The organism is Amycolatopsis alba DSM 44262 (assembly GCF_000384215.1).
Classification (GTDB): Bacteria; Actinomycetota; Actinomycetes; order Mycobacteriales; family Pseudonocardiaceae; genus Amycolatopsis; species Amycolatopsis alba.
Window position 1 is genome coordinate 8,869,914 of record NZ_KB913032.1, and the last position, 19,285, is coordinate 8,889,198.

A 19,285-nucleotide genomic window follows, 5' to 3' on the forward strand; every position below is an offset into this window, starting at 1 on the left:
GAAAGGACTTCCCCATGTTCGCGAAGATCTATTCCCCCGACGCGGTCACCGGCGGCGCTGCCTTCGAACAGCAGGCCCTCCGCGTCGCCGAAGTGCTCCGGGACCGCGGTGTCGGTTCCGGAGACCGTGTCCTGCTCAAGGCCGACAACACGCTGGCCTATCTGACGATCCTCGTCGCGCTGATGCATGTCGGCGCGTCCGTGGTGCTCGTCGACCACATGGAGCACGCCGACCGCACCGCCGAGACGATCGCCGGTTCCGGGGTCGTGCTGGCCGTGATCGACGACGACGCGCCGATGCCGGCGGACGCGCCATCGGCCTACACGTACGAGATCATGGTCGCCGCCGCCGACCGGAACCCGACCGACGTCCAGTTGCGTTTCGACGTCTGGGAAAAGCTGCCCGACAGTCTCGTGATGTGGTCGTCCGGCTCGACCGGCGTCCCCAAGGGTGTCGCGAAGAACGGCGCGCGGTTCCTGAAGAACCTGGAGCGCAACGCCGACCTCGTCGGCCATGTCGCCGAAGACGTCCTCCTGCCGCTGCTGCCGTTCAACCACCAGTACGGCCTGTCCATGGTGATGATCGCCTGGCTGCGGGACTGCTCGCTGGTGATCGCGCCCTACCGCCGTCCCGACCGGGCGCTGCGGCTGGCCGGACGTGCCGGGGCGACGGTCGTCGACGCGACGCCGTCCACCTACCGCAGCCTGTTCAACATCATCGGCAAACGTCCCGCGCTCAAAGAGGAATTCGCCCGCGTGCGCATGCTGTGCAGCGGCGCCGCCCCGCTGGAACCCGGCGTCGTCGGCCAGTCGGAGGAGCTGTTCGGGATGCCGCTGCTCGACAGCTACGGCAGCACCGAAATGGGCAATGTCGCCTTCGCCAACATCGGGAATCCGCGCGGCTGCGGTCAGATCGTCGAAGGACTGACCTTGGAGGTGCGGGCCGATGACGGCACCGTGCTGCCCCACGACGAGGTCGGCGAGCTGTTCGTGCTCGACCCGGACCTCATGGAGGGCTACCTCGACGGCACCGGTCAGGTGCTCCCGGTCGACCGCGGCTGGTACGCCACCGGCGACCTCGGCAGGCTCGATGCGGACGGGAACCTGTTCGTCGTCGGGCGCAAGCGGGCGGTGCACCGCAACGGGCACACGCTGCACCCCGAGGTGATCGAGCACCGCTTGGCCGGTGAGGGCTGCTCCGCGAAGATCGTCGCGCTGCCCGACCAGCGTCGCGGGTCGAGCCTGGTGTTCGTCGTCGAGGACGACGCTCAGCGGGACTCGCGGTACTGGCGTGACCGGATCTGCGGCGTCCTGCCGCCCGCGGAACAGCCGAACCGCGTCCTCGTCACCGATCAGTTCCCGTTGAACCGCAACGGGAAGCCGGACCGGAAGCGGCTGGAGCAGTTCGCCGCCGCCGAACAACTCTGATCCCCACCATGAAACTGGGTGTGCACTGTGGACAATTCCACCGATGCCGTCCTCTTCCCCGGCATGGGCCCGGCCCGTGCCTCGGAACTGGGCCGGTTCCTCGTCATCGATCCCCTGGCCCGGCGCCTGCTCGGCGTGGCCGAGCACGCGCTCGGGCGCTCCCTGCTGGATCCGCTCGCCAGAACGGGTGAGGAGTACGACGAGCACACCCAGATCGCGTTCGTGCTCGCGTCGCTGGCGCTCGCCGAACGCGCGGAGCGGGAGCACGGGCTGGTGCCGGTCGCGGTCGGCGGCGCCAGTTTCGGTGAACGCGCCGCCGTGGTCCGCGCCGGTGCCCTCCCGCTGGCGGATCTCGTCCGGCTCGTCGACGCGGTCGCGAGCCGGGAACGGGAGTATTTCGAGACGGCGCACCAGGATCTCGTCAGCCAGTTCATCGTGCGGACGCCGGAACCGGCGCTCGGCGGGATCCTCGACGGGATCGGCCACGAGCTGTCGGGCCGGTTCGACGACGAGGTCCACCTGGTGACCCTGCGGGAGTCCGATTTGGACGAATTCGTCCGGCGGGTGCGGGTGGCGGGCGGGTACGCGCTCACGACCATGCGTCCCGCGGCCCACGCGAAGGTGCTCGGCGGGCTGCGCGACAGGCTGGCGGAAGAGGTCTTCGGCGGGTTCGGATTCGCGGATCCGGTCCTGCCGATCGTGTCCGATCAGGACGGAGAGCCGGTCCGGACCGGTGACGAGGCGGCGTCGCTCCTGCTGGAGTCGACGGTCAACGCGGTCCGGCTGCCAGGGCTGGTCCACCGGTTCGCCAGGCTCGGCGTCGGCCGGGTCCTCGTCGCCGGTCCGGACCACCTGCTGCACCGGCTGCCGGGGCTGACGTCGGCGTTCACCCTGCTGCGCGCGGGTCTCCGGGACACCCTGAAACCGAAACCCCGGCCCCGGCTGCCCGAGGCGGTGGCCGCATGAGCGCCAAGGCCCGCGACATCGCGACGATCATGGTGTCCTGCCTGGCGCAGCTGATGGTCGCGATCGACATGACCGTGCTGCACCTGGCGGTTCCGGCGCTGACCACCCAGCTCGGCGCGTCGGCCGAGGAACTGCTGTGGATCGCGGACGTCTACGGCTTCGCCATGGGCGGCCTGCTGGTCACCATGGGCAATCTCGGCGACCGGTTCGGCAGGCGGCGGGTGCTCCTGATCGGGGTGGCCGCGTTCGCGCTGGGCTCGCTGGTCGCCGCCTACGCCCCGAGCTCCGAAACGCTCATCGCGGCCCGCGCGCTGCTGGGGGTCGCGGGCGCCGCTGTGCTGCCGTCGACGACGTCGTTGCTGCGTGCGGTCTTCACCACCCAGCGAGCACGAACGGCCGCGGTGGGCGTCACCGCCGGGGTGTCGGCCGCGGGGTTCGCGATCGGCCCGATCGTCGGCGGGGTCCTGCTGGAGCATTTCTGGTGGGGTTCGGTGTTCCTGGTCAACATCCCGGTGGCGCTGCTGATCCTCGGCGCCGCCCGCGTGGTCCCCGAATCGCGCTCCAGCGGCCGGTTGCGGCTCGATCTGCCCAGCGTGCTGCTGTCCATCGTCGGACTGGTCGCCGTGGTGTACGCGCTGAAGGGCGCCTTCTACGTGGGCCTGTGGTACCCGGAGGTGCTCGGCGCTTTCGCGGTCGGCGGCGCGTCCCTGTGGTGGTTCGGCCGCCGTCAGCGACGCCTCGATCAGCCGCTGATCGACCTGGATCTGTTCCGGCGCCGCGGGTTCTCCGCCTCGGTCGGCTCGAACCTGGTGTCGGTGTTCACGATGTCGGCGTTCGCTCTCATCTCCAGTCAGTATTTCCAGCTCGTGCTGGGCTGGAGCCCGCTGCGCTCCGGGCTGGCGTTCGTGCCGGGCGCGATCGCCGCGCTCGTCGCGGGCGGTGTCCTGGCGGCCAAGGCGGTGCGCCGGTTCGGCCGGGCGCCGACGGTGTCGGGCGGGCTGGCGCTGGCGTCGATCGGCTTCGGGCTGTTCGGCGCGGTGAGCACGGACTCGCCGTACGTGCTGGTGCTGGCCGCGCAGGTCGCGTTCGGCGCGGGCGCGGGGCTCACCCTGACCGTCACCGGTGACACCATCCTCGGCACGGTCCCCCGTGACCGCGCCGGAGCCGCGTCGGCGATCTCCGCCACCGCTTACGAACTCGGCGGCTCGCTCGGTATCGCGGTGGTCGGCAGCGTGCTGTCGGCGGTCTACCACGCCGAGCTGACGCTGCCCGCCGGTGTCCCGCCCGAGCTGGCCGCCCAGGTGCGGGAGTCGTTCAGCGCGACCGCGGCGGTCGCGACCGGCCTGCCGGAACCGGTGGCGACGGCGGTCCGCACGGCGGCCGAGGAGTCGTTCGTCGGCGGCATCCGGACCAGCATGCTCGGCAGCGCGGCGGTGATGGTCGTCCTCGCGGTGGTGGCGCTGCGGAGCCTGCGCGGTGTCCCGAAGGTGATCGAGACGGACGTACCCCCTCACCCCGACCCCGTCGCCGAGGCCCCGAGCACCCGCGGTTAGCGCGAGGTGCGATCTCGCAAGAGCTTTGCCTTACCTCGCGGTTAGTCCTCTGCATGCGGTGGTTGCACGCGCAAGGACCGCGTCCAGAGGACGAAACGCACCGGAAGACCGCTTCTCCTCGACAGCCTGGACGGGCGAAGTGGTCGACCGTGGTCCGCCGGGGCAACTATGCTGGCCGAAGGTGCCCCGGCCGCCTGACCTCCCGACCGAACGGTCCTCCTTGCGCCATGCTCGGAGCGACCGTCGCCCGGCCGCGCCGTGGTCCCGCGCCGGCCGAGGAGGGAAATGGGAGCGACGGCCGTCACGAGTGCCGGACCGGAGGACGCGCAGGCCGCGTCGGACCGGCTCCTCGCCGGGCCCGGCGCGATCTGGGTGGTGCACGGGCCCGCGGGCAGCGGCCGCAGCACCGTCCTCTCCGGACAGGCCCAGCGCGGACGCCGCTCCGGCGCCGCCGTCCTTCAGGTGCCCGCCTGCCCCGCGCCCGAAACCGTCCTGCTCCGGCTGACGACCCAGCTGGTCGAGCTGATCACCGCGCTCGACCGGCCCGAACTTGTCAGCATGCTCAGCGCCGTCGCGTGGCTCCGGGCCCGGCTCGAGTCAGGTTCCGGTGCCGGACCGCAGACGACGGCCCACGACCTGATCACCGTCCTCGCCACGCTCGCCCCGCGCGGCCGGATCGTGCTGCAGTTCGACGACTTCGACCTGCTGCCACCGGAGCTCGCCACCGTGCTCACCCTGGTCGCCGAGGGCGCCCGCGCCGCGGGGACGGTCACCGTCGCGACCGTGACCGGCCGGGAGCCGGCGGGCGGCCCGGTCGGCAAGCTGCTCGCGATCGCCGACGGCACGATCGGTCTCCGGCCGTTGACCGCGACGGAGACGACAGCGCTGCTGCCCGGCTGGACCACCCGCGCCGGGCGGATCGCGAGCGATCCGGCGCTCGTCACCGCGGTGCGCACCGCACTCGGGCCGCTGTTCGGCAATCCCGGCACGGTCGGCGTGACGATCGCGGGCCTGCGCGCCACCGGCAGGCTGTCGGTCATCGACGAGCACGTCTGCCTGACCGGCGCGGGGATACCGATCCTGCTGCCCGACGGGCACCCCGAGACGCTCCGGCTGCGGCGGCTCGGGCCACTCGCCCGGCGGCTGGCCGCGATCGTGGCGGTACTGAGCGAGCAAAGCGCTCCCACCCTCGAAAGGCTGCCGTGGCTGGCCTCCGCGGCGGCGCTGACGCCGTCCGCCACGGGTCAGGCCCTCGACGATCTGGTCCGGGCCGGGATCCTTCGCACCGGTACGGACGGTGCGGTGGAATTCGCCGTCCCGGCGCTGGCCGACAGGCTCCGGCTGGAGCACGGCACGCGCTGGCGCACCGTGCTGCACCGGAGGATCGTCCGGAGCCTCCTCGGCAGGCAACCGGTCGACCCCGCCGAAATCGCCCCGCATCTCGCCGGGCTTCCGCCGTCGCCGCCGGATCCCGAGACGGCGAGCCTGGTGCTCGCCGCGGCCGCGGGCGCGGGCACCGATCTGCCGACGGCTCGCCGCTATCGGCTGGCCGCGCTCCGGCTGCTCGATCCGTCCGAAGACCGGTTTCCCGAAGTGCTCCGGGCTTTGCTCTCCGACAGCCTCGCGGCCGGTGGCTACGGCACGCTGGCCGACGACCTCGCCATCGTCGTCGTACCGCGCCTCGCCGGTGCCTGGCCGCATCCCCGGCTGTCCGCCACCGTGCTGCTGTGCTGGCTCGGCGCACTCGCCCACGAACAACGGCTCGCCGAACTCGACGTCGTGCGACCGCTGGCCGCCGAAGTCGCCCGCGCCCTCGGCACGGGTCGCGACTGCCGCCGCCTGCTCGACGCGGTCAACCGGGCCGACCGGCCGGTGGCCGCCGAGGCGGTCCGGGTGCTCGCACGTGCTTGCGGCGCCGAGGACGATCACCTGTTCGCCCTCGGCGCCGGGATCCTGCTGGGCGCGCTGCCCGGCGACGGGGGCAGACCCGCGGAGGAATGGCTGGTACCACCGGAAAGACCGCCGCACGAGGACGTCGCCGAAGCGGCCGAAGTCCTCGACACGGTCAGCGTGCTGAACGTCCTGCTGCGCGGCCGCTACCAGCCGCCGACGACCGGCTTTTCGGTCGGCTGGCACGCCATCCGGCAGGCTTACCGCGAGGGCGAGTGGGACACGGCGCTGTCGCTGGCACGGCGGATCGAGGGCGACCGCCTGTGGTGGGACCCGCCCCGCCGCCACCGGTTCGCGAGTGTGTTCGCCGCGGAGATCTGCGCCCAGCGCGACCGGCCGGACCGGGCGGCGGATTGGTTGCGCCGCTTGCCTTTCCGCACTCCCGCCGATGGCTACGTCGCCTGGGTCCGCTGCCGTCTGCGCCAGTCCGAAGGGCGGCATGAGGAGGCGGTCGCCCAGGGCCTGCGGGACTACACGGACTGCCGTGAACGCGGGGTGCGGGCGGGGATGGAACGCCTTCTCGCCCGGCTCCTGCACGGCGCGAGACAGCTCGAGGACACCGAGACCATGACCCGCCTGCTCGCCGAGCTGGAGAGCCTGGCCGCCCGCACCCCGACCGCTTCGGTCCAGGAGGCGGCGCTGGTGTGCGGGGGTCTCGTGCGCGGGGATCTGGAGTCGGTCCGCGCGGGCGTCAAACTCGCCCGGCAGTCCGGTGACGCGTTCCGGATCGCCCAAGCGTGCACGGCGTTCGGCGAAGTGAGCCCGGTCCCGGCGCCGTCGTTGCTGGAGGCGCACCGGACGTTGCAGCGGCTGGACGCCGTCGCGGCCCTGTCGTACGTTTCGGATCTGCTCGATCGGCACCGGATCCCCTTTTCGCCGGACCGTGTGGACCGCGCCGGCCGGGCGCCCCTGGATCCCTTGGAACGCCACATCGTCGGCCTGATCGCGAGCGGTCACACGAACCGGCAGATCGCGGCGGCGCTGCAGGTCAGCGAGAAACGCATCGAAGCCCGGCTGACATCACTGTTCGAGCGCACCGGCAGCCATTCACGGGTGGAGCTCGCCGCGGCTTGGCTGCAGGGCCGCCTCGGCCGGGTCTCGTGAGACTCTCCGATGGGCTTTGTGATCAGGCAGGTCTGAGCGCCGGTCTCCGGATGTCCCGAAAGCCACTTTCGGGACGGGTGTCGGCCCTCGGGCGGCACGACTTCCTCGCCCCTCGCCTGGGAGAGCGTTGCGAAAGCCACTTTCACAACGTTCAGCGTTGCGAAAGTGGCTTTCGCAACGCTCTCCCACCGGAGGCCACACCCGCGGAAGGTGATGACCTGGCACCTTTGACTGGGCGCCCCTCGTCGAGTCCTGACGGGCTCAGCCCGCCCGGTGGCCGCGCATCGCCGCGGCCAGCTGGGCGCGGCCGCTGATGCCGAGCTTGCGGTAGGAACTGGTGAGGTGCTTCTCCACCGCGCGCACGGTGACCTCCAGCAGTTCCGCGATGTCACGGTTGCGGCGGCCGGAAACAGCCAGCTCCACCACCCGCTGCTCGGTCGCGGTCAGCAGGCCGCCGTCCGGCTGGTCCGACGGCTCCGCGGATCCGGTCAGCCAGCTCGCCCCGCAGCCCGCGGCCAGGCTGCGGCCCTCCAGCAGCCGCTCACGGGCGTCGGGGCCGGTGCCGCGTTCCCCGAGCAGGACCAGTGTGCGGGCGAGTTCGAGACGATCGCCCGAGCGGGCCAGGATTTCCGCGGCCTCGCGCAGCACCGGGACGGCGTCCTCGTCACGGTCGAACAGCGTCGCGCGGATGCGCAGGGCTCGTCCCACCGAAGCAGGCGCGCCCCACGACAACGCCCGATCGACCTCGCCCTGCGCGACGGCCTCGGCCCGCTTCGGATCGTCGGTCGCCGCGAGCAGGAGGGCGATCTGGCCGCGCAACGGCAGGAGGACCCGGTTCCCGAACCGCTCCAGCTGGTGCACGCAGTCGAGGAAGTACTCGGCGGCCGCGGTGTGCTTGGCCTCGGTCAGGGCGAGGGTGCCGTGGGCGAGCGACCGCAGCCAGGGGTCGTGCTCGACCTCCAGGTTGTCGACGATCAGCCGCGCGAGCGCCGGATCCCGTTGCTCCATCGCGATTTCGGCCAGCACCCGCATCGCGGTCATGGTGATCCCGACCCGGCTGGGCCCCGCCGACGTCAGCACCGCCTGCGCCCGGTCCCTGGCCACGCCGAGCAGTCCTGTGGCGGAGGCGACCAGTGACTGCCCCGCCCAGGCGACCAGCGTCGGGAGGTCCGGATCGGCCGCCGGGCCGCACGCCGCGGCGAGCCAGGAGTCCACGCCGTCGAGCGAATCCGCGGCGGCCAGCACCAGCACGGTGAGCGGGAGCGTGGTGTACATCTGGTCCGGGGCACCGGGTTCCCGTTCCAGCACCTGCCGCGCCAGGTCCACAATGGACTCGCGCGGGGCGGAACCCGCGACGGTCATCAGGTAGAGCAGGACCGCGACCAGTTCCCGCTGGGCCGAAGAATCCCTGGCGGGTGCGGGGCCGAGCTCGGCGAGCCGGTCCGCCGCCGCGTCCCCTACCCCTGGCACACCCCTTTCGTGGTACCGAATCCTGGCCTCCATGCGCAGGGCTGCTTCGGCCGCTTCAGGACCGGGGACGTCCCGCAGTTCCGTGAGCACCTGCCGGAGACGGCGGACGTCCGCGGCGAAGCGAACCCCGGCCACCACCGGGAGCAGGCCGAGCGCGAACGCGCGGTCGACCGGATCCCGCATCAGGCCGAGCGCCTGGTGCAGATGCCGATGGGCGGCGGGCAGGTCGTAACCGCGTTCGACGGCGGCGAGGTCGACGAGCAGCTCGGCGCGATCGGCCCCCGGATGCGCCAGCGCGTGCTGCAGGTACTGGGCGGCCGTCTGCGGTGACGCGTTCGCCAGCGCGGCGCTCGCCGCGGTCCGCAGCACGTCGGCGGCCCACGGTTCGGGTTCGGCGACCGTGGCCAGCAGCTGCCGTCCGATCTGCTCGACCGGCCTTCCGTTGCGGTAGAGGACATTCGCGGCACGCAGATGCAGCCGGTCCTGTTCGTCCGCGCTCAGCTGATCGGCGACGAGGTCGCCCGCCATCTCCCCGGCGAACCGCAGCAGTCCGTCGGCGGGGGCCTCGACGAGACCGAGCCTGCGCAACGCGCGCAGTGCCGCGTCGAAGTCCGGCGAGTCGAGATCGGCGAGCTCGGCGAGGACGCCGGTCTCGGTCGCCTCGCCGAGCGCGGCCATCGCCTTGGCCACCGCGCGGACGTCGTCCGGCTGGGCACGCAGGCACCGGGTCAGCCGGGCCGCGGCGGGCGAAGGCCGCAGCGCGGCAAGCTCGGCCGCCGCCGAGGCGACCGGACGCAGACCGTGCCCGAGCATCGTGTTGACCAGCGCGTCCAGCAGCATCGGCGAACCACCGGTCCGCGCGTAACAAGCGTCCGCGAACTCGGCCGCGGGTTCGGCCCCGCAGCGGGCGGTCAGATAGGCCCGGACACCGGCGGCCGAGAGCGGGGCGGCGTGCACCGTGCGCGCCGCGGTGCGGGCGATGTCCTTGATCACGACGTCGTCCGCGGAATCGTCGCCTTCCAGCAGGGTCGCGACGACGAGGACCCGCAGCCTGCTCATCCGCTTGGCCAGATACGCGAGCCAGCGCGCCGAGGCCGCGTCGGCCCATTGCAGATCGTCCACGAGCAGCGCCACCGGGCCGGTGTCACGCACCATTTCGGTGAACAACTCCAGCAGTTCGTGCAGTACGAGGTGAGTGCGGCGAGCGTCGGGCGGGCCGGCGAGGAATTCGCTGTCGGCCCGGACCGCGGTGAGCAGTTCCCCGCGCCGACCGGCCTCCAGCAAGGGTTCCAGCAGCAGCCAGACCACGCCGTGGGCGACGCCTCGCTCCAACGGCGTCGCCGCCGCCCGGACCACGCGCACGCCCCGCGCGGCGGCCTCTTCCCCCGCCGCGTGCAGCAGCGCGGACCGGCCGGCGCCCAGCCCGCCTCGGACGACGACGAACTCCCCCGCCCCGGCACGGGCTTCGGCGACCGCCCCGGCGATCGCGGCCAGCTGATCCGCTCGCTCGATCATCACGGCGGCTCAGAGCTCCTTGTCCAGCGCGTCGAACAGCTCCCGCAGTTCGGCCCGCCCGGTGACTTCGAGCTGCCGGTAGATCGCGGTGAGCCGGAGTTCGACGGCGCGTTTGCTCACGCCCAGTTCCTCCGCCAGTTCGGCGTTGGAGGCGTTCGAGAGCACGCGGCGGACGAGATCGGTCGCGGCGGGCGAGAGCGCCCGCCAGCGCCGGGACGCCGTGCGAAAAGAGCGCCGCGGCCGGTCGGACAGCCGTTTCCCGAGGTCCGCGATCCGCGACGTCGCCCAGGCGAGCTGGTACGCGGTGGCGAGCCGTTCGGCTTCGCGCAGCAGACGCGGCACGCCGCTGGTCTGGCCGCGGTTGAGCTGCGCGCCTGCCAGCAGCAGGAGCGCCTCGACAAGGAGCACCCTGGCAGGCGACTGCTGGAGCGCGTTGACCGCCTGCGTCAGCCGGAACACCGCGTCCTCGGACCGCACCGCGACGCCCGCGCTCAGATGAGTCCGCCCGATCGCGGTACGCGTGCCCCAGTTCTGCGCCAGCCGCCATTCCTCGCCGATCATCGCGGAGGCGGTGTGCTCGTCGCCGAGCGCCTGCGCCGCGATGGCGACGTGCGAACGCCACGGCACGAGGCCGGGATTCAGCCAGCCTGCCGCGTTCATCCGCCTGCCGCATTCCTGGAACAGGCCCAGTGCCCGCCGATGCCGTTTCAGGTCCAGTTCCAGCAGCCCGCGCATGAAGAGCAGATACGGCGTGGAGTACACCGGCCCGCCGTCGGCGGCCGCGTCGACGGCGCGCTGGGCGGCTTCGAGATCGCCGCGGGTGAGCGCCGCCGCGATCGCGATCGTGCTCAGCGACGCGCTGACCGTCGAGGGCCAGCCATCCGGCGGACCGGAGGCGGCGGCCTTGGCGAGCGCTTCCTCGGCGGCCTGCACACGACCGCGTTGCAGATGGATCCAGGCCTGACCGGTGAGGCCGAGCGCCACCGGCACGCCCGCCCCGGCGGCGCTCGCGTCCGCGATCACCTCTTCGTAGACCGAAAGTGCTTCCAGTACGTCGTCGGTCTGCGTGAAGGTGATGGCCATCGCCAGCCGCGGCGAATACAGGGTCATGGGTTCGTGCGACGGATCGGCGGCGCGCCTGGCGAGACGGCGGGCCACCCGCCCGTCGCGGCAGGACGTCGTCGCCAGCCAGGACGCGGCGGCCGCCTGCGTGGGGGTCAGCGCGGCCGGGTCGAGGTCCGCCAGGGCGGGGATGCCGTGCAGGGCGGCACCGGCGCCGGTGCCCTCGGCCAGCCAGTGCAACGCCACCAGATCCGTGCGATCCCGTTCGTCGACCGCGGCCTCGCTCAAGACGGCCAGTTCGCGCAACGCGTCGTCCCTGGCCCCTCGCTGCATCATCAAGTCCACAGCGGACAGTCGCGTTCGGACAGTGTCGTCGCCGGAAACCCTGGTCGCCCTTGCCAGTCTCAGGCCACCGGTGAACGGGCACGACGACGCCTCGACCGTCTCCAGCTCCAGCCGCAGCCGCGCCGAGGTCCCCGGCGGCGCCGGTTCGGAGAGCGCCCGCCGGTAGTACCTAGCCGCTTCGGCGTGGTCCCCGGCTTCGCGGCGGCGCAGCGCTGCCGCGTGCAGTGTCTCCAGCGCCCAGGCCTCGCCGACCGGCTGGGACCCGAGCAGCAGCCCGGCGACGTCCTCCTCCGGGGCGGCCCGGCGATGCCCGAGCTCGGCGGCCCGGCGGCGGGTCCCCGCCCGCTCGTCCGCGCCGGTCGCGGCCAGCACCCAGGTGGCCACCTGGGGGTTCATCGGCTCGGCGGGATCGGTCCCGATCAGGCCGGAGTCCGTCAGCACCCGCAGGGCCCGGTTCAGCGGCATGCCGAGCGGGGCGGCGAGCGGCCGCAGGTAGGCCTCGTCGAGGGTGCCGATCGCGGCGATCGTCCGCACCAGCGCGGCGAGATCGGACGGCAGCCGGGAGAGCAGGTCGAGTACCGTGTCCCGGCGCGCGTCGGCGGTGATCGCGGTGATCTCCGCGCCGGGACCGGCGGACGACCGGGCGAGCACCTCCGCGAGCAGGGCGGGATTGCCCCGCGTGGCCGCGTAGACCTCTTCCACGGGCAGCCGCGGCGCCGGGACCGCGTGCACCAGCCGCCGCACCGCCGCCTCGCTCAGCGGGCGCAGCCGTACGACATGCCGGTTCTCCCAGGGAAGACCGCCGAGGAACAGCGGAGTGTCGTCCCCGTCCGAGTCCTGCGGGCCGGAATGAGCGGCGACGAGCAGCACGGGGTCGCTCCCCCGGCGGCGCTGCAGCGCGGCCAGCCAGGCCTCGGACTGCTCGTCGGCCAGGATCAGATCGTCGACGACCAGCAGGACCGGGCAGCGCCGGGCCGACTCCAGCAGCCGCTGGCAGAGCAGTTCGTGGAGGACCTGGACGTCGGTGCCGTCCGAAAGCGCGGCGTGCAGCCACGGCACGTCCGCGAGCTCCGGGATCGGGGCGAGCAGCTGGGAAAGGAGCCCGTACGGCAACTGTGCCTCGGTGGCCGATCCCCGCGCGGTGAACACCTGCAGTCCCCGCTCCGCGGCCAGCGACGCGACCTGGTCCAGCAGCGCCGTCCGCCCGCTGCCCGCCGGGCCGAGCACGAGCGCGGAACCGCCGTGGCCGTGTTCGAGATCCCCGATGAGGCGGGTGAGCAGGCGCAGTTCGGTCTCGCGCTCGACGAGTTCGTCCGCGCTTTCGGCTTCGAGCCGCCGGACCGCGCTCACCGGACACCTTCGAGGACGGCCGTCCGGCCTTCGGGATGGCCCAGCACCACCGCCAGTTCGGCCCGCCCGGTGATCCGCAGCTTCCGGTACACACTGGTCAGATGCGTCTCGATGGTCCGGACGGTGACGAAGAGGCGTTCCGCGATGACCCGGTTGCTGACCCCGCGCCCGGCGAGCCTGGCGATATGCCGTTCGGCGGGGCTCAGGGAAGCCAGCGGGGTCACCTCGCTCGGGATGCCCGCCTCGGCCGCGATCCGCTGGGCGCGGCGGAGCAGGAAACGGTCGCCGGTCCGCAGGCTCAGCTCGACACAGCGGCGCAGGCGAGTACGTGCCGCGGCGGTGTCCCCCGCGTCGACGAGCGCGCGGCCGAGCTGGAACTCCGCCAGTGCCTCCTCCAGGCGGGCGGGCGATCCGGCCAGGACGGCCGCCGCCTCTTCGAGCAGCGCGATCCGCTCGCCGCCCCGTGTGGCGACCGCGGTCGCGAGCTTGGCCATCCCGAGTGCCCGCGGGGTGCCCCACCGCGACGCCGGTCCGGTCCCCTCGGCCGCGAGTTCAGCGGCTGCCTCGAAACGCCCCTCGTCGGCCAGCAGGCAGGCCGCCTCGAACCACCACGGCGCCAGCAGCGGGTTGGCGATGCCGACGTCGGCGAGGCTCTCCCCGCAGCGATGGAAAAGCTTCAGCGCCGCCTCGCGATCTCCCGCCGCCCAGTGCACCCGCGCGTCGACGAGCTCGAACCACGGCCGCATCACCGTGTGCTCCCATAATTGCGGGGAATCCGCTTCCCGCAACAACTTCATCGCCTTCGAGGTGTCACCCTGCTGGGCCGCGACGGTCGCGAGCGCGATCCGCGGCACGACACCGCCGGTGCGCCCCTCGGCGCGGCGGCTGAGCGCGTAGGCCTGTCCCGCGTCGGCGGCCGCGGTGGCGAGGTCCCCGCACCAATGCCCGAGCAGGCCGCGGAAGGCGAGGTACTCGCTGCGCTGTGCCGGGACGAGTTCGACGGCCCTGGTCAGTTCGTCCCTGGCGACGTCGACCTCGTCGGCCAGCAGCAGGGCCAGCACGGCGGAGCTGACGGCCGAATCGTCGGTGGTCGGGGTGTAGCCGCGGATCGCGCGCATCGCCCATTCGGCGGCCTCGCGCGGCCGGGTCCCGTCGAGCGCGGCGACGACGGCGCAGACGGCCAGATGCCGGGCGTCCACGACGGCCTCCGGGCCGTCCTCTTTCCTCGGCTGGATCCGGGTGTCGAGTTTCGCCAGGCTGTCGCGGTCTTCGATGCCCACCAGGCACAGCAGCCCTTCGAGGTGGCCGCGGAGTTGCTGGTCCATCTCGCCGCCGAGGACGGTGAGCACCCGGTCCAGCACGGTGACGGCGGTCCCGCAGCGACGGGCGACGAGCGCCGCGCGGCCCAGTTTCACCGCGGCCCTCGCCCGGTCGACCGGATCCTGCTGCAGTTCGAGCGCGCGGCGCAGGAGGTCGAATCCGCTGTCCGGTTCCAGCAGCGCGACCGTCTCGGCGAGTTGAACCGCCAGGCCCGCGTCGGAGGGCCTGGCGGCCGCGGCGGGACGGAGATAGCGCAGCGCGTCCCAGGGCGCGCCCCGGTCACAGGCGCCGCTCGCGGCGTCCCGCAGCAGGTCGACCATCCACGAGTCCAGCTCGGCGAGTTCGAGCAGGTGCTCGGCCACCTCCTCCGGCGAACCGGCCGCGTCGCTCAGCAGGATCGCCGCGGTCCGGCGCCACCGGCCCAGCTCGGCGGGTTCGAGAGCGTCGAGCAGGCCGTCCCGCACCGGATCGTGCCGGAAGGAAAACCCTTCCGCGGCGAGGATGTGCTGGCTCCGCAGCAGTTCGACGGCGGTACCGGCGGTGCGGGCAGGCACCTTGGCCAGCCTGGCGACCAGTGACAGGTCCTGCCCGCCGAGTACCGCGATGGCGGTGGCGACCGCCCGCGCGTAGTCCGGGACACCGGCGAACAGGGAATGGATGAGCGTCGCTCCCGCCGCGGATCCGGCCACCGGAGCGATCCCGGAGGCGACCTTGCCCAGTTCGTCGAGCATCTCCCGCAGCAGCAGCGGATTCCCGCCGGACTGCTCGACGCAGTGCCGGACGAACGCCTCCCCCGGCTCCGATCCGACCGTCTCGCGCGCGAGCGCCGCGACCGCTTCCGCGGGCAGCGGGCCGAGGTCGAGCACCTCGGTGCCGTACCAGGATTCGAGGTCCGCCAGGCGTTCCGCCGCGCCGTCCGGGCCGTCGGCGGCCGACCGGACCAGGATCATCCGCACCGGCAGCCTGGTCGAGTGCCGGGCGAGGAGACTCAGCCAGCGAACCGTCGGTTCATCACACCATTGCACGTCGTCGACGGCGAGCACGATCGAGGACCGCCCGCCCGCCCAGTCCGCGAAATGCTCGTACCAGGTGGCGAAGTCGTCCGGGTCCGGGACACGGGCACCCGACCGGCGCAGGTCCGCGAGCAGCTGCCTGGAGGCCGAGGCACCTTCACCCCGGCAGACGACGGTGTCCGTGAGAGCGGCCAGCGCGGCGTCCAGCAGGCTGGACTTGCCGATCCCGGCTTGCCCGCGCACGACGATGACGGAGCCTTCACCGGGCGCACCGGGGCTCAGCCGAGCGGCGAGCCTGCGCAGCTCGTCGTCACGTCCGGCCAGCGCGCGTCCGGGTCTGTTGGCATCCACCATCTCCGCCTCCCTGTCGTCCCATCGGAGTCGTTGCCGTCACACAGAGCGAACAATCGCTTACGTGCTTCCATCTCATCGTGTGATCGTCTTACCGAATAGAGCGTGCAACCTCGATAAGGGTTATCCCTCACTACAGGGATACCAGGCGCTCAGATGAGCAAGTGTGATCACCGGCAGGATTTTCGAGCAGGCGACAACGCGGGTCAGCGCGCCTCCGCGCGCGGGTCCGGGCACGACGAAGAATGACAGAAGTCGCCACAGAAGGAAACAGGGCGTGAATCGGCAGCAACCAGGAGGTCGCTCCCCGGTGACTACCAGGCGCCGTCAGCACCCCTCTTGCCCGCTCAAACGAGCGAAACGCGCTCACAGGTCATTACGAATTCTGCCGAAATACGTGCAACCGAGGTGGCCGTTCACTGGGACCGCACCGTAATCGCACGAGCACGTCACGCCGCGGCCACCCGCACGTCAGGTCCGCGCACTCAGCTCGCGCGCCGGGACTCCGGCACCCGCGGCGGCCAGGCCGTCGAGTCCAGCAGGCCGGTGGCGAAGGCCCGCGAAACCAGTTCGACCCGGTTGCGCGCCTTGAACTTCCGCTGCAGGCGGGCGACGTGATAGTCGATCCCCTGCCTGCTCAGGTAGTACTTGTCGGCCATTTCCAGGCTGGAGAGGCCACTGGCGATGCCCTGGAGGATCTTCGCCTCGATGTCGTTGACCGAGCTCAACTGCTCGGCGCGGGCCACGGCGGGGCCCGCCTCCGGGAGCATGGTCAGCAGGATCGCCGCACCCGGCGCGCTCATCCGGCCAGCCACGATGGTCAGCCGGTCGGAGCCGCCGGAGCCGAGCCCGGTGACACTGCCGCGGAACCGCTGTTCCCAGCCTTCGGCGACCCGGTTCAGCCGGTCGCGCAGATGATCGGGACCGGTGGTGACGAGTTCGGGGAACGATTCGCCGAGCACGTCGGCGGGACGGCGGCCGAGCAACCGATAGAAAGCGGCGTTACCGCCGCCGAGCCGCAGTCCGGCACTGAGCGCCGCCAGTGGCATGTCAGCGACTTCCACGAATTCGCTGATGATTCCGGGCCGCGCGCTACGACCCTCGTCGAAAGCCCGCTTGCCGATCGGGGAAATCGTTCGGATGCCGGCCATGGAAAGCCCCCTTCTGCCTGAGCCAAATGTGTCCACCAAAGCCGTCCCTGCCCAAGACTCGGCAAACACTACGAACCGGCTGTCGACGGGGTCAACGAATTCCGCAGCAGTTCGTGGCCACCGAACCCACCGTGCGGACGGGCCGTACCGAAGGTTCGGTATCAGGGTTGCGTCAGGAGAATCCTCAGCTCAGCGGCCGGTTCGGTGACCGAACCTCCACCGCGGGCCCACACCGCGGGGGCCGAAAGGCGAATTCCGCGTGAAGAACTTCTCGCGTTTTAGCTCTGTCAAGATAGCACCGAATCCGCCGATGCTTAACATTGATTTAAGGTAGATCTCGGCACCCGCCCGAAGCGCGTGACCGGTGATCGGGACACGGCGGTCTCCGCCTGTCGGTCAAACGATCGCTTGACCGGAATCACACCGTCCATTGTAGACGAGCAAAAGAGAAGTCCGTGAAGGCCTCCTTGAGGGACTCTGAGTCCCTCAAGGAGGCCTTCACGGACAAGGGTGCTCGGCCTGCCGGAGTCCCAAGTCATGGGCATGGTTGCGCATGCGTGCATCCCAACGGTCCACTCGTCGGTACGCCAACCGGAAGGGATCACCATGTCGGTCACCGACGAACTCCTGGCCAACAACGCCGATTACGCCGCGCGCTTTTCCGGGCCGCTCCCCTTGCCGCCCGCCAAACACGTCGCCGTACTCGCCTGCATGGACGCCCGGATCAACGTCTACGGCGTCCTCGGTCTCCAGGAAGGCGAAGCGCACGTAATCCGCAACGCGGGCGGCGTCGTCACCGAGGACGAAATCCGTTCCCTCGCGATCAGCCAGCGACTGCTCGGCACGCGCGAAATCATCCTCATCCACCACACCGACTGCGGAATGCTGACTTTCACCGACGACGGCTTCAAGAAATCCATCCAGGAGGACGTCGGCGTCAAGCCGCCCTGGGCCGCCGAAGCCTTCAGCGACCTCGACGAGGACGTCCGTCAGTCGATCGAGCGCATCACGAACAGCCCGTTCATCCCGGAGAAGGACTCCGTCCGCGGCTTCGTCTTCGACGTCGCCACCGGGAAGCTGAACGAGGTCATTCGCCGATGACCTGCTCCACCTTGCGCTGCAGCCTGTTCATCCCGCCGAGCCAGCGGTCGGTCTGCGTGGCCCGCGCGGCGTAGTAGTCCGCGACCTCGGGATGCGGCAGCACCAGGAAGCGTTCGGCGGCGATGGCCTCGAACAGCGCGTCCGCGACCTGTTCCGGCTGGATGGCCGCCGCGCCCATCAGCAGTTCGCCCGCAGGGCCGGTGTTCTCCAGCATCGCCGTCCGCACGCCCTGCGGGCAGATCGCCTGCACGGTGAGCCCGCGATGCCGGTACGTCGCCGACAGCCATTCCGCGAAGGCGAGCGCACCGTGTTTGGTCACCGAGTACGACGCCGAACCGAGGCTGGTCAGCAGGCCCGCCGCCGACACCGTCGAGATGAAGTGCCCGCGACCGCGTTCGAGCCACGCCGGCAGCAGCAGCCGCGACGCGCGCACGTGCGCCATCACGTTGACGTCCCAGATCCGCGCCCAGTCCTCCTCGGGCGCGTCCACCCCGCCCATCGGGGCGATCCCGGCGTTGGCGCAGAACACGTCGATCTCGCCGAGGGTTTCGCGCGCGGTCTCGATCAGCGACGCGACACCCGCTTCGCTCGCGGCGTCACCGGCGACGGCGGTTCCGCCGATCTCCTTCGCGACTTCGGCCGCGGCGTCCCCGTTCAGGTCACCGACGACGACACGCGCTCCTTCCGCGGCGAAGCGGCGGGCGAGGACGGCACCGATGCCGCCGCCTCCGCCGGTGACGACGACACCGGCTCCGGAAAACGAGGCGGACGACGCGGTCACAGGCCACCCGCCAGTGTCACGCCGCCGTCGAGGACGACCGTCTGCCCGGTGATCCAGCCGGCTTCCTCCGAAAGCAGGAACGACACCGCGCCCGCGATGTCGGCCGGGACGCCGAGCCGCTTCATCGGGTACGACTCCGACACCTCTTCTTCGCGGCCTTCGTACAGCGCGGTCGCGAACTTGGTCTTGACCACGGCCGGCGCGACGGCGTTCACCCGGATCTTCGGGCCCAGCTCGAAGCCGAGTTCCTTGGTGAGCCGGATCAGCGCGGCCTTGCTGACGCCGTACATGCCGATCCCCGGTGACGCGCCGAGCCCGGCGACGGACGCGACGTTCACCACCGCGCCGCCGTGCTCCCCCATCCACGCGTCCCGCGCCCGGCGGGTCCACGAAAGCGGCGCGAGCACGTTGACGGCAAAGATCTTCGCGGCGGCCTCGGGATCGATGTCCAGGGTCGGCCCGAACACCGGGTTGATACCGGTGTTGTTGACCAGCATGTCCAGCCGCCCGAACGCCTCGATGGTCTTGGCGACGGCCTCGTCCTGGTGCGCGGTGTCGTCGGCCTTGCCGGGGACGGCGATCGCGACCGCCTCACCGCCCAGTTCGGCGACCGCCTCGGCCAGCGGCTCCGGCTTCCGCGCGGTGATGCACACCTTCGCGCCGCGCTCGACCAGGTCCTTGGCGATCCCGAGGCCGATACCCCGGCTGGCGCCGGTGACGATCGCGACGCGATCCTTGAACGAGTTCACTCTTCGATCTCCTCTGTGTTCACCAGCGAACGCAACCACTAAGCGAGCGCTCACTTACAATGGAAAGGTCCGAAGGT

General features: G+C 71.7%; 11 protein-coding genes. 5 read left to right on the forward strand and 6 right to left on the reverse strand.

Annotated features, from left to right (window positions below; all coding sequences use genetic code 11):
* Positions 1 to 14 precede the first annotated feature (14 nt).
* The 4 genes from AMYAL_RS0140820 to AMYAL_RS0140835 all read left to right on the forward strand — a co-directional run bounded on the left by AMYAL_RS0140820 (position 15) and on the right by AMYAL_RS0140835 (position 7,000).
* Positions 15 to 1,427 carry a class I adenylate-forming enzyme family protein gene (locus AMYAL_RS0140820; protein WP_020637090.1) on the forward strand — a complete coding sequence of 471 codons (1,413 nt, stop codon included), beginning with the start codon at positions 15 to 17 and terminating at the stop codon, positions 1,425 to 1,427.
* Positions 1,428 to 1,454: 27 nt separating this feature from the next.
* A complete protein-coding gene (locus tag AMYAL_RS0140825; protein ID WP_245193336.1) occupies positions 1,455 to 2,393 on the forward strand; it encodes an ACP S-malonyltransferase in 939 nt (312 codons plus the stop codon).
* A complete protein-coding gene (locus AMYAL_RS0140830) occupies positions 2,390 to 3,946 on the forward strand; it encodes an MFS transporter (protein ID WP_020637092.1) in 1,557 nt (518 codons plus the stop codon). Before AMYAL_RS0140825 ends, AMYAL_RS0140830 begins: the two co-directional genes overlap by 4 nt.
* Before the next feature lie 285 nt (positions 3,947 to 4,231).
* Complete coding sequence (locus AMYAL_RS0140835; RefSeq protein ID WP_020637093.1) at positions 4,232 to 7,000, forward strand: helix-turn-helix transcriptional regulator; 2,769 nt, start codon at positions 4,232 to 4,234, stop codon at positions 6,998 to 7,000.
* 261 nt (positions 7,001 to 7,261) lie between these two features.
* Here the strand turns inward: AMYAL_RS0140835 and AMYAL_RS0140840 are convergent, their stop codons facing one another.
* From AMYAL_RS0140840 to AMYAL_RS0140855, 4 genes are all read right to left on the reverse strand, one after another.
* Entirely contained in the window at positions 7,262 to 9,985 is a 2,724-nt protein-coding gene (locus AMYAL_RS0140840) for an AAA family ATPase (RefSeq protein WP_020637094.1), read from the reverse strand.
* A 9-nt stretch (positions 9,986 to 9,994) separates the two neighbouring features.
* On the reverse strand, positions 9,995 to 12,742 hold the full coding sequence (locus AMYAL_RS0140845; protein WP_020637095.1) for an AAA family ATPase: 2,748 nt from the start codon (positions 12,740 to 12,742) through the stop codon (positions 9,995 to 9,997).
* A complete protein-coding gene (locus tag AMYAL_RS0140850) occupies positions 12,739 to 15,429 on the reverse strand; it encodes an AAA family ATPase (RefSeq protein ID WP_020637096.1) in 2,691 nt (896 codons plus the stop codon). The genes AMYAL_RS0140845 and AMYAL_RS0140850 overlap by 4 nt, the downstream gene beginning before the upstream one ends.
* A 482-nt stretch (positions 15,430 to 15,911) precedes the next feature.
* Positions 15,912 to 16,577: a helix-turn-helix transcriptional regulator gene (locus tag AMYAL_RS0140855; RefSeq protein ID WP_020637097.1), complete on the reverse strand. Its 666-nt coding sequence runs from the start codon at positions 16,575 to 16,577 to the stop codon at positions 15,912 to 15,914.
* A 606-nt stretch (positions 16,578 to 17,183) separates the two neighbouring features.
* Here AMYAL_RS0140855 and AMYAL_RS0140860 point away from each other — a divergent pair.
* On the forward strand, positions 17,184 to 17,678 hold the full coding sequence (locus AMYAL_RS0140860; RefSeq protein WP_020637098.1) for a beta-class carbonic anhydrase: 495 nt from the start codon (positions 17,184 to 17,186) through the stop codon (positions 17,676 to 17,678).
* On the opposite strand, the gene AMYAL_RS0140865 is transcribed toward AMYAL_RS0140860, so the two are convergent.
* Together AMYAL_RS0140865 and AMYAL_RS0140870 are read right to left on the reverse strand one after the other, a co-directional pair.
* Positions 17,665 to 18,459, reverse strand: coding sequence for an SDR family oxidoreductase (locus AMYAL_RS0140865; RefSeq protein WP_020637099.1), 795 nt, complete (start codon positions 18,457 to 18,459; stop codon positions 17,665 to 17,667). The two genes, AMYAL_RS0140860 and AMYAL_RS0140865, sit on opposite strands and share 14 nt — an antisense overlap.
* Positions 18,456 to 19,208 carry an SDR family oxidoreductase gene (locus tag AMYAL_RS0140870; protein ID WP_020637100.1) on the reverse strand — a complete coding sequence of 251 codons (753 nt, stop codon included), beginning with the start codon at positions 19,206 to 19,208 and terminating at the stop codon, positions 18,456 to 18,458. The genes AMYAL_RS0140865 and AMYAL_RS0140870 overlap by 4 nt, the downstream gene beginning before the upstream one ends.
* Positions 19,209 to 19,285 lie beyond the last annotated feature (77 nt).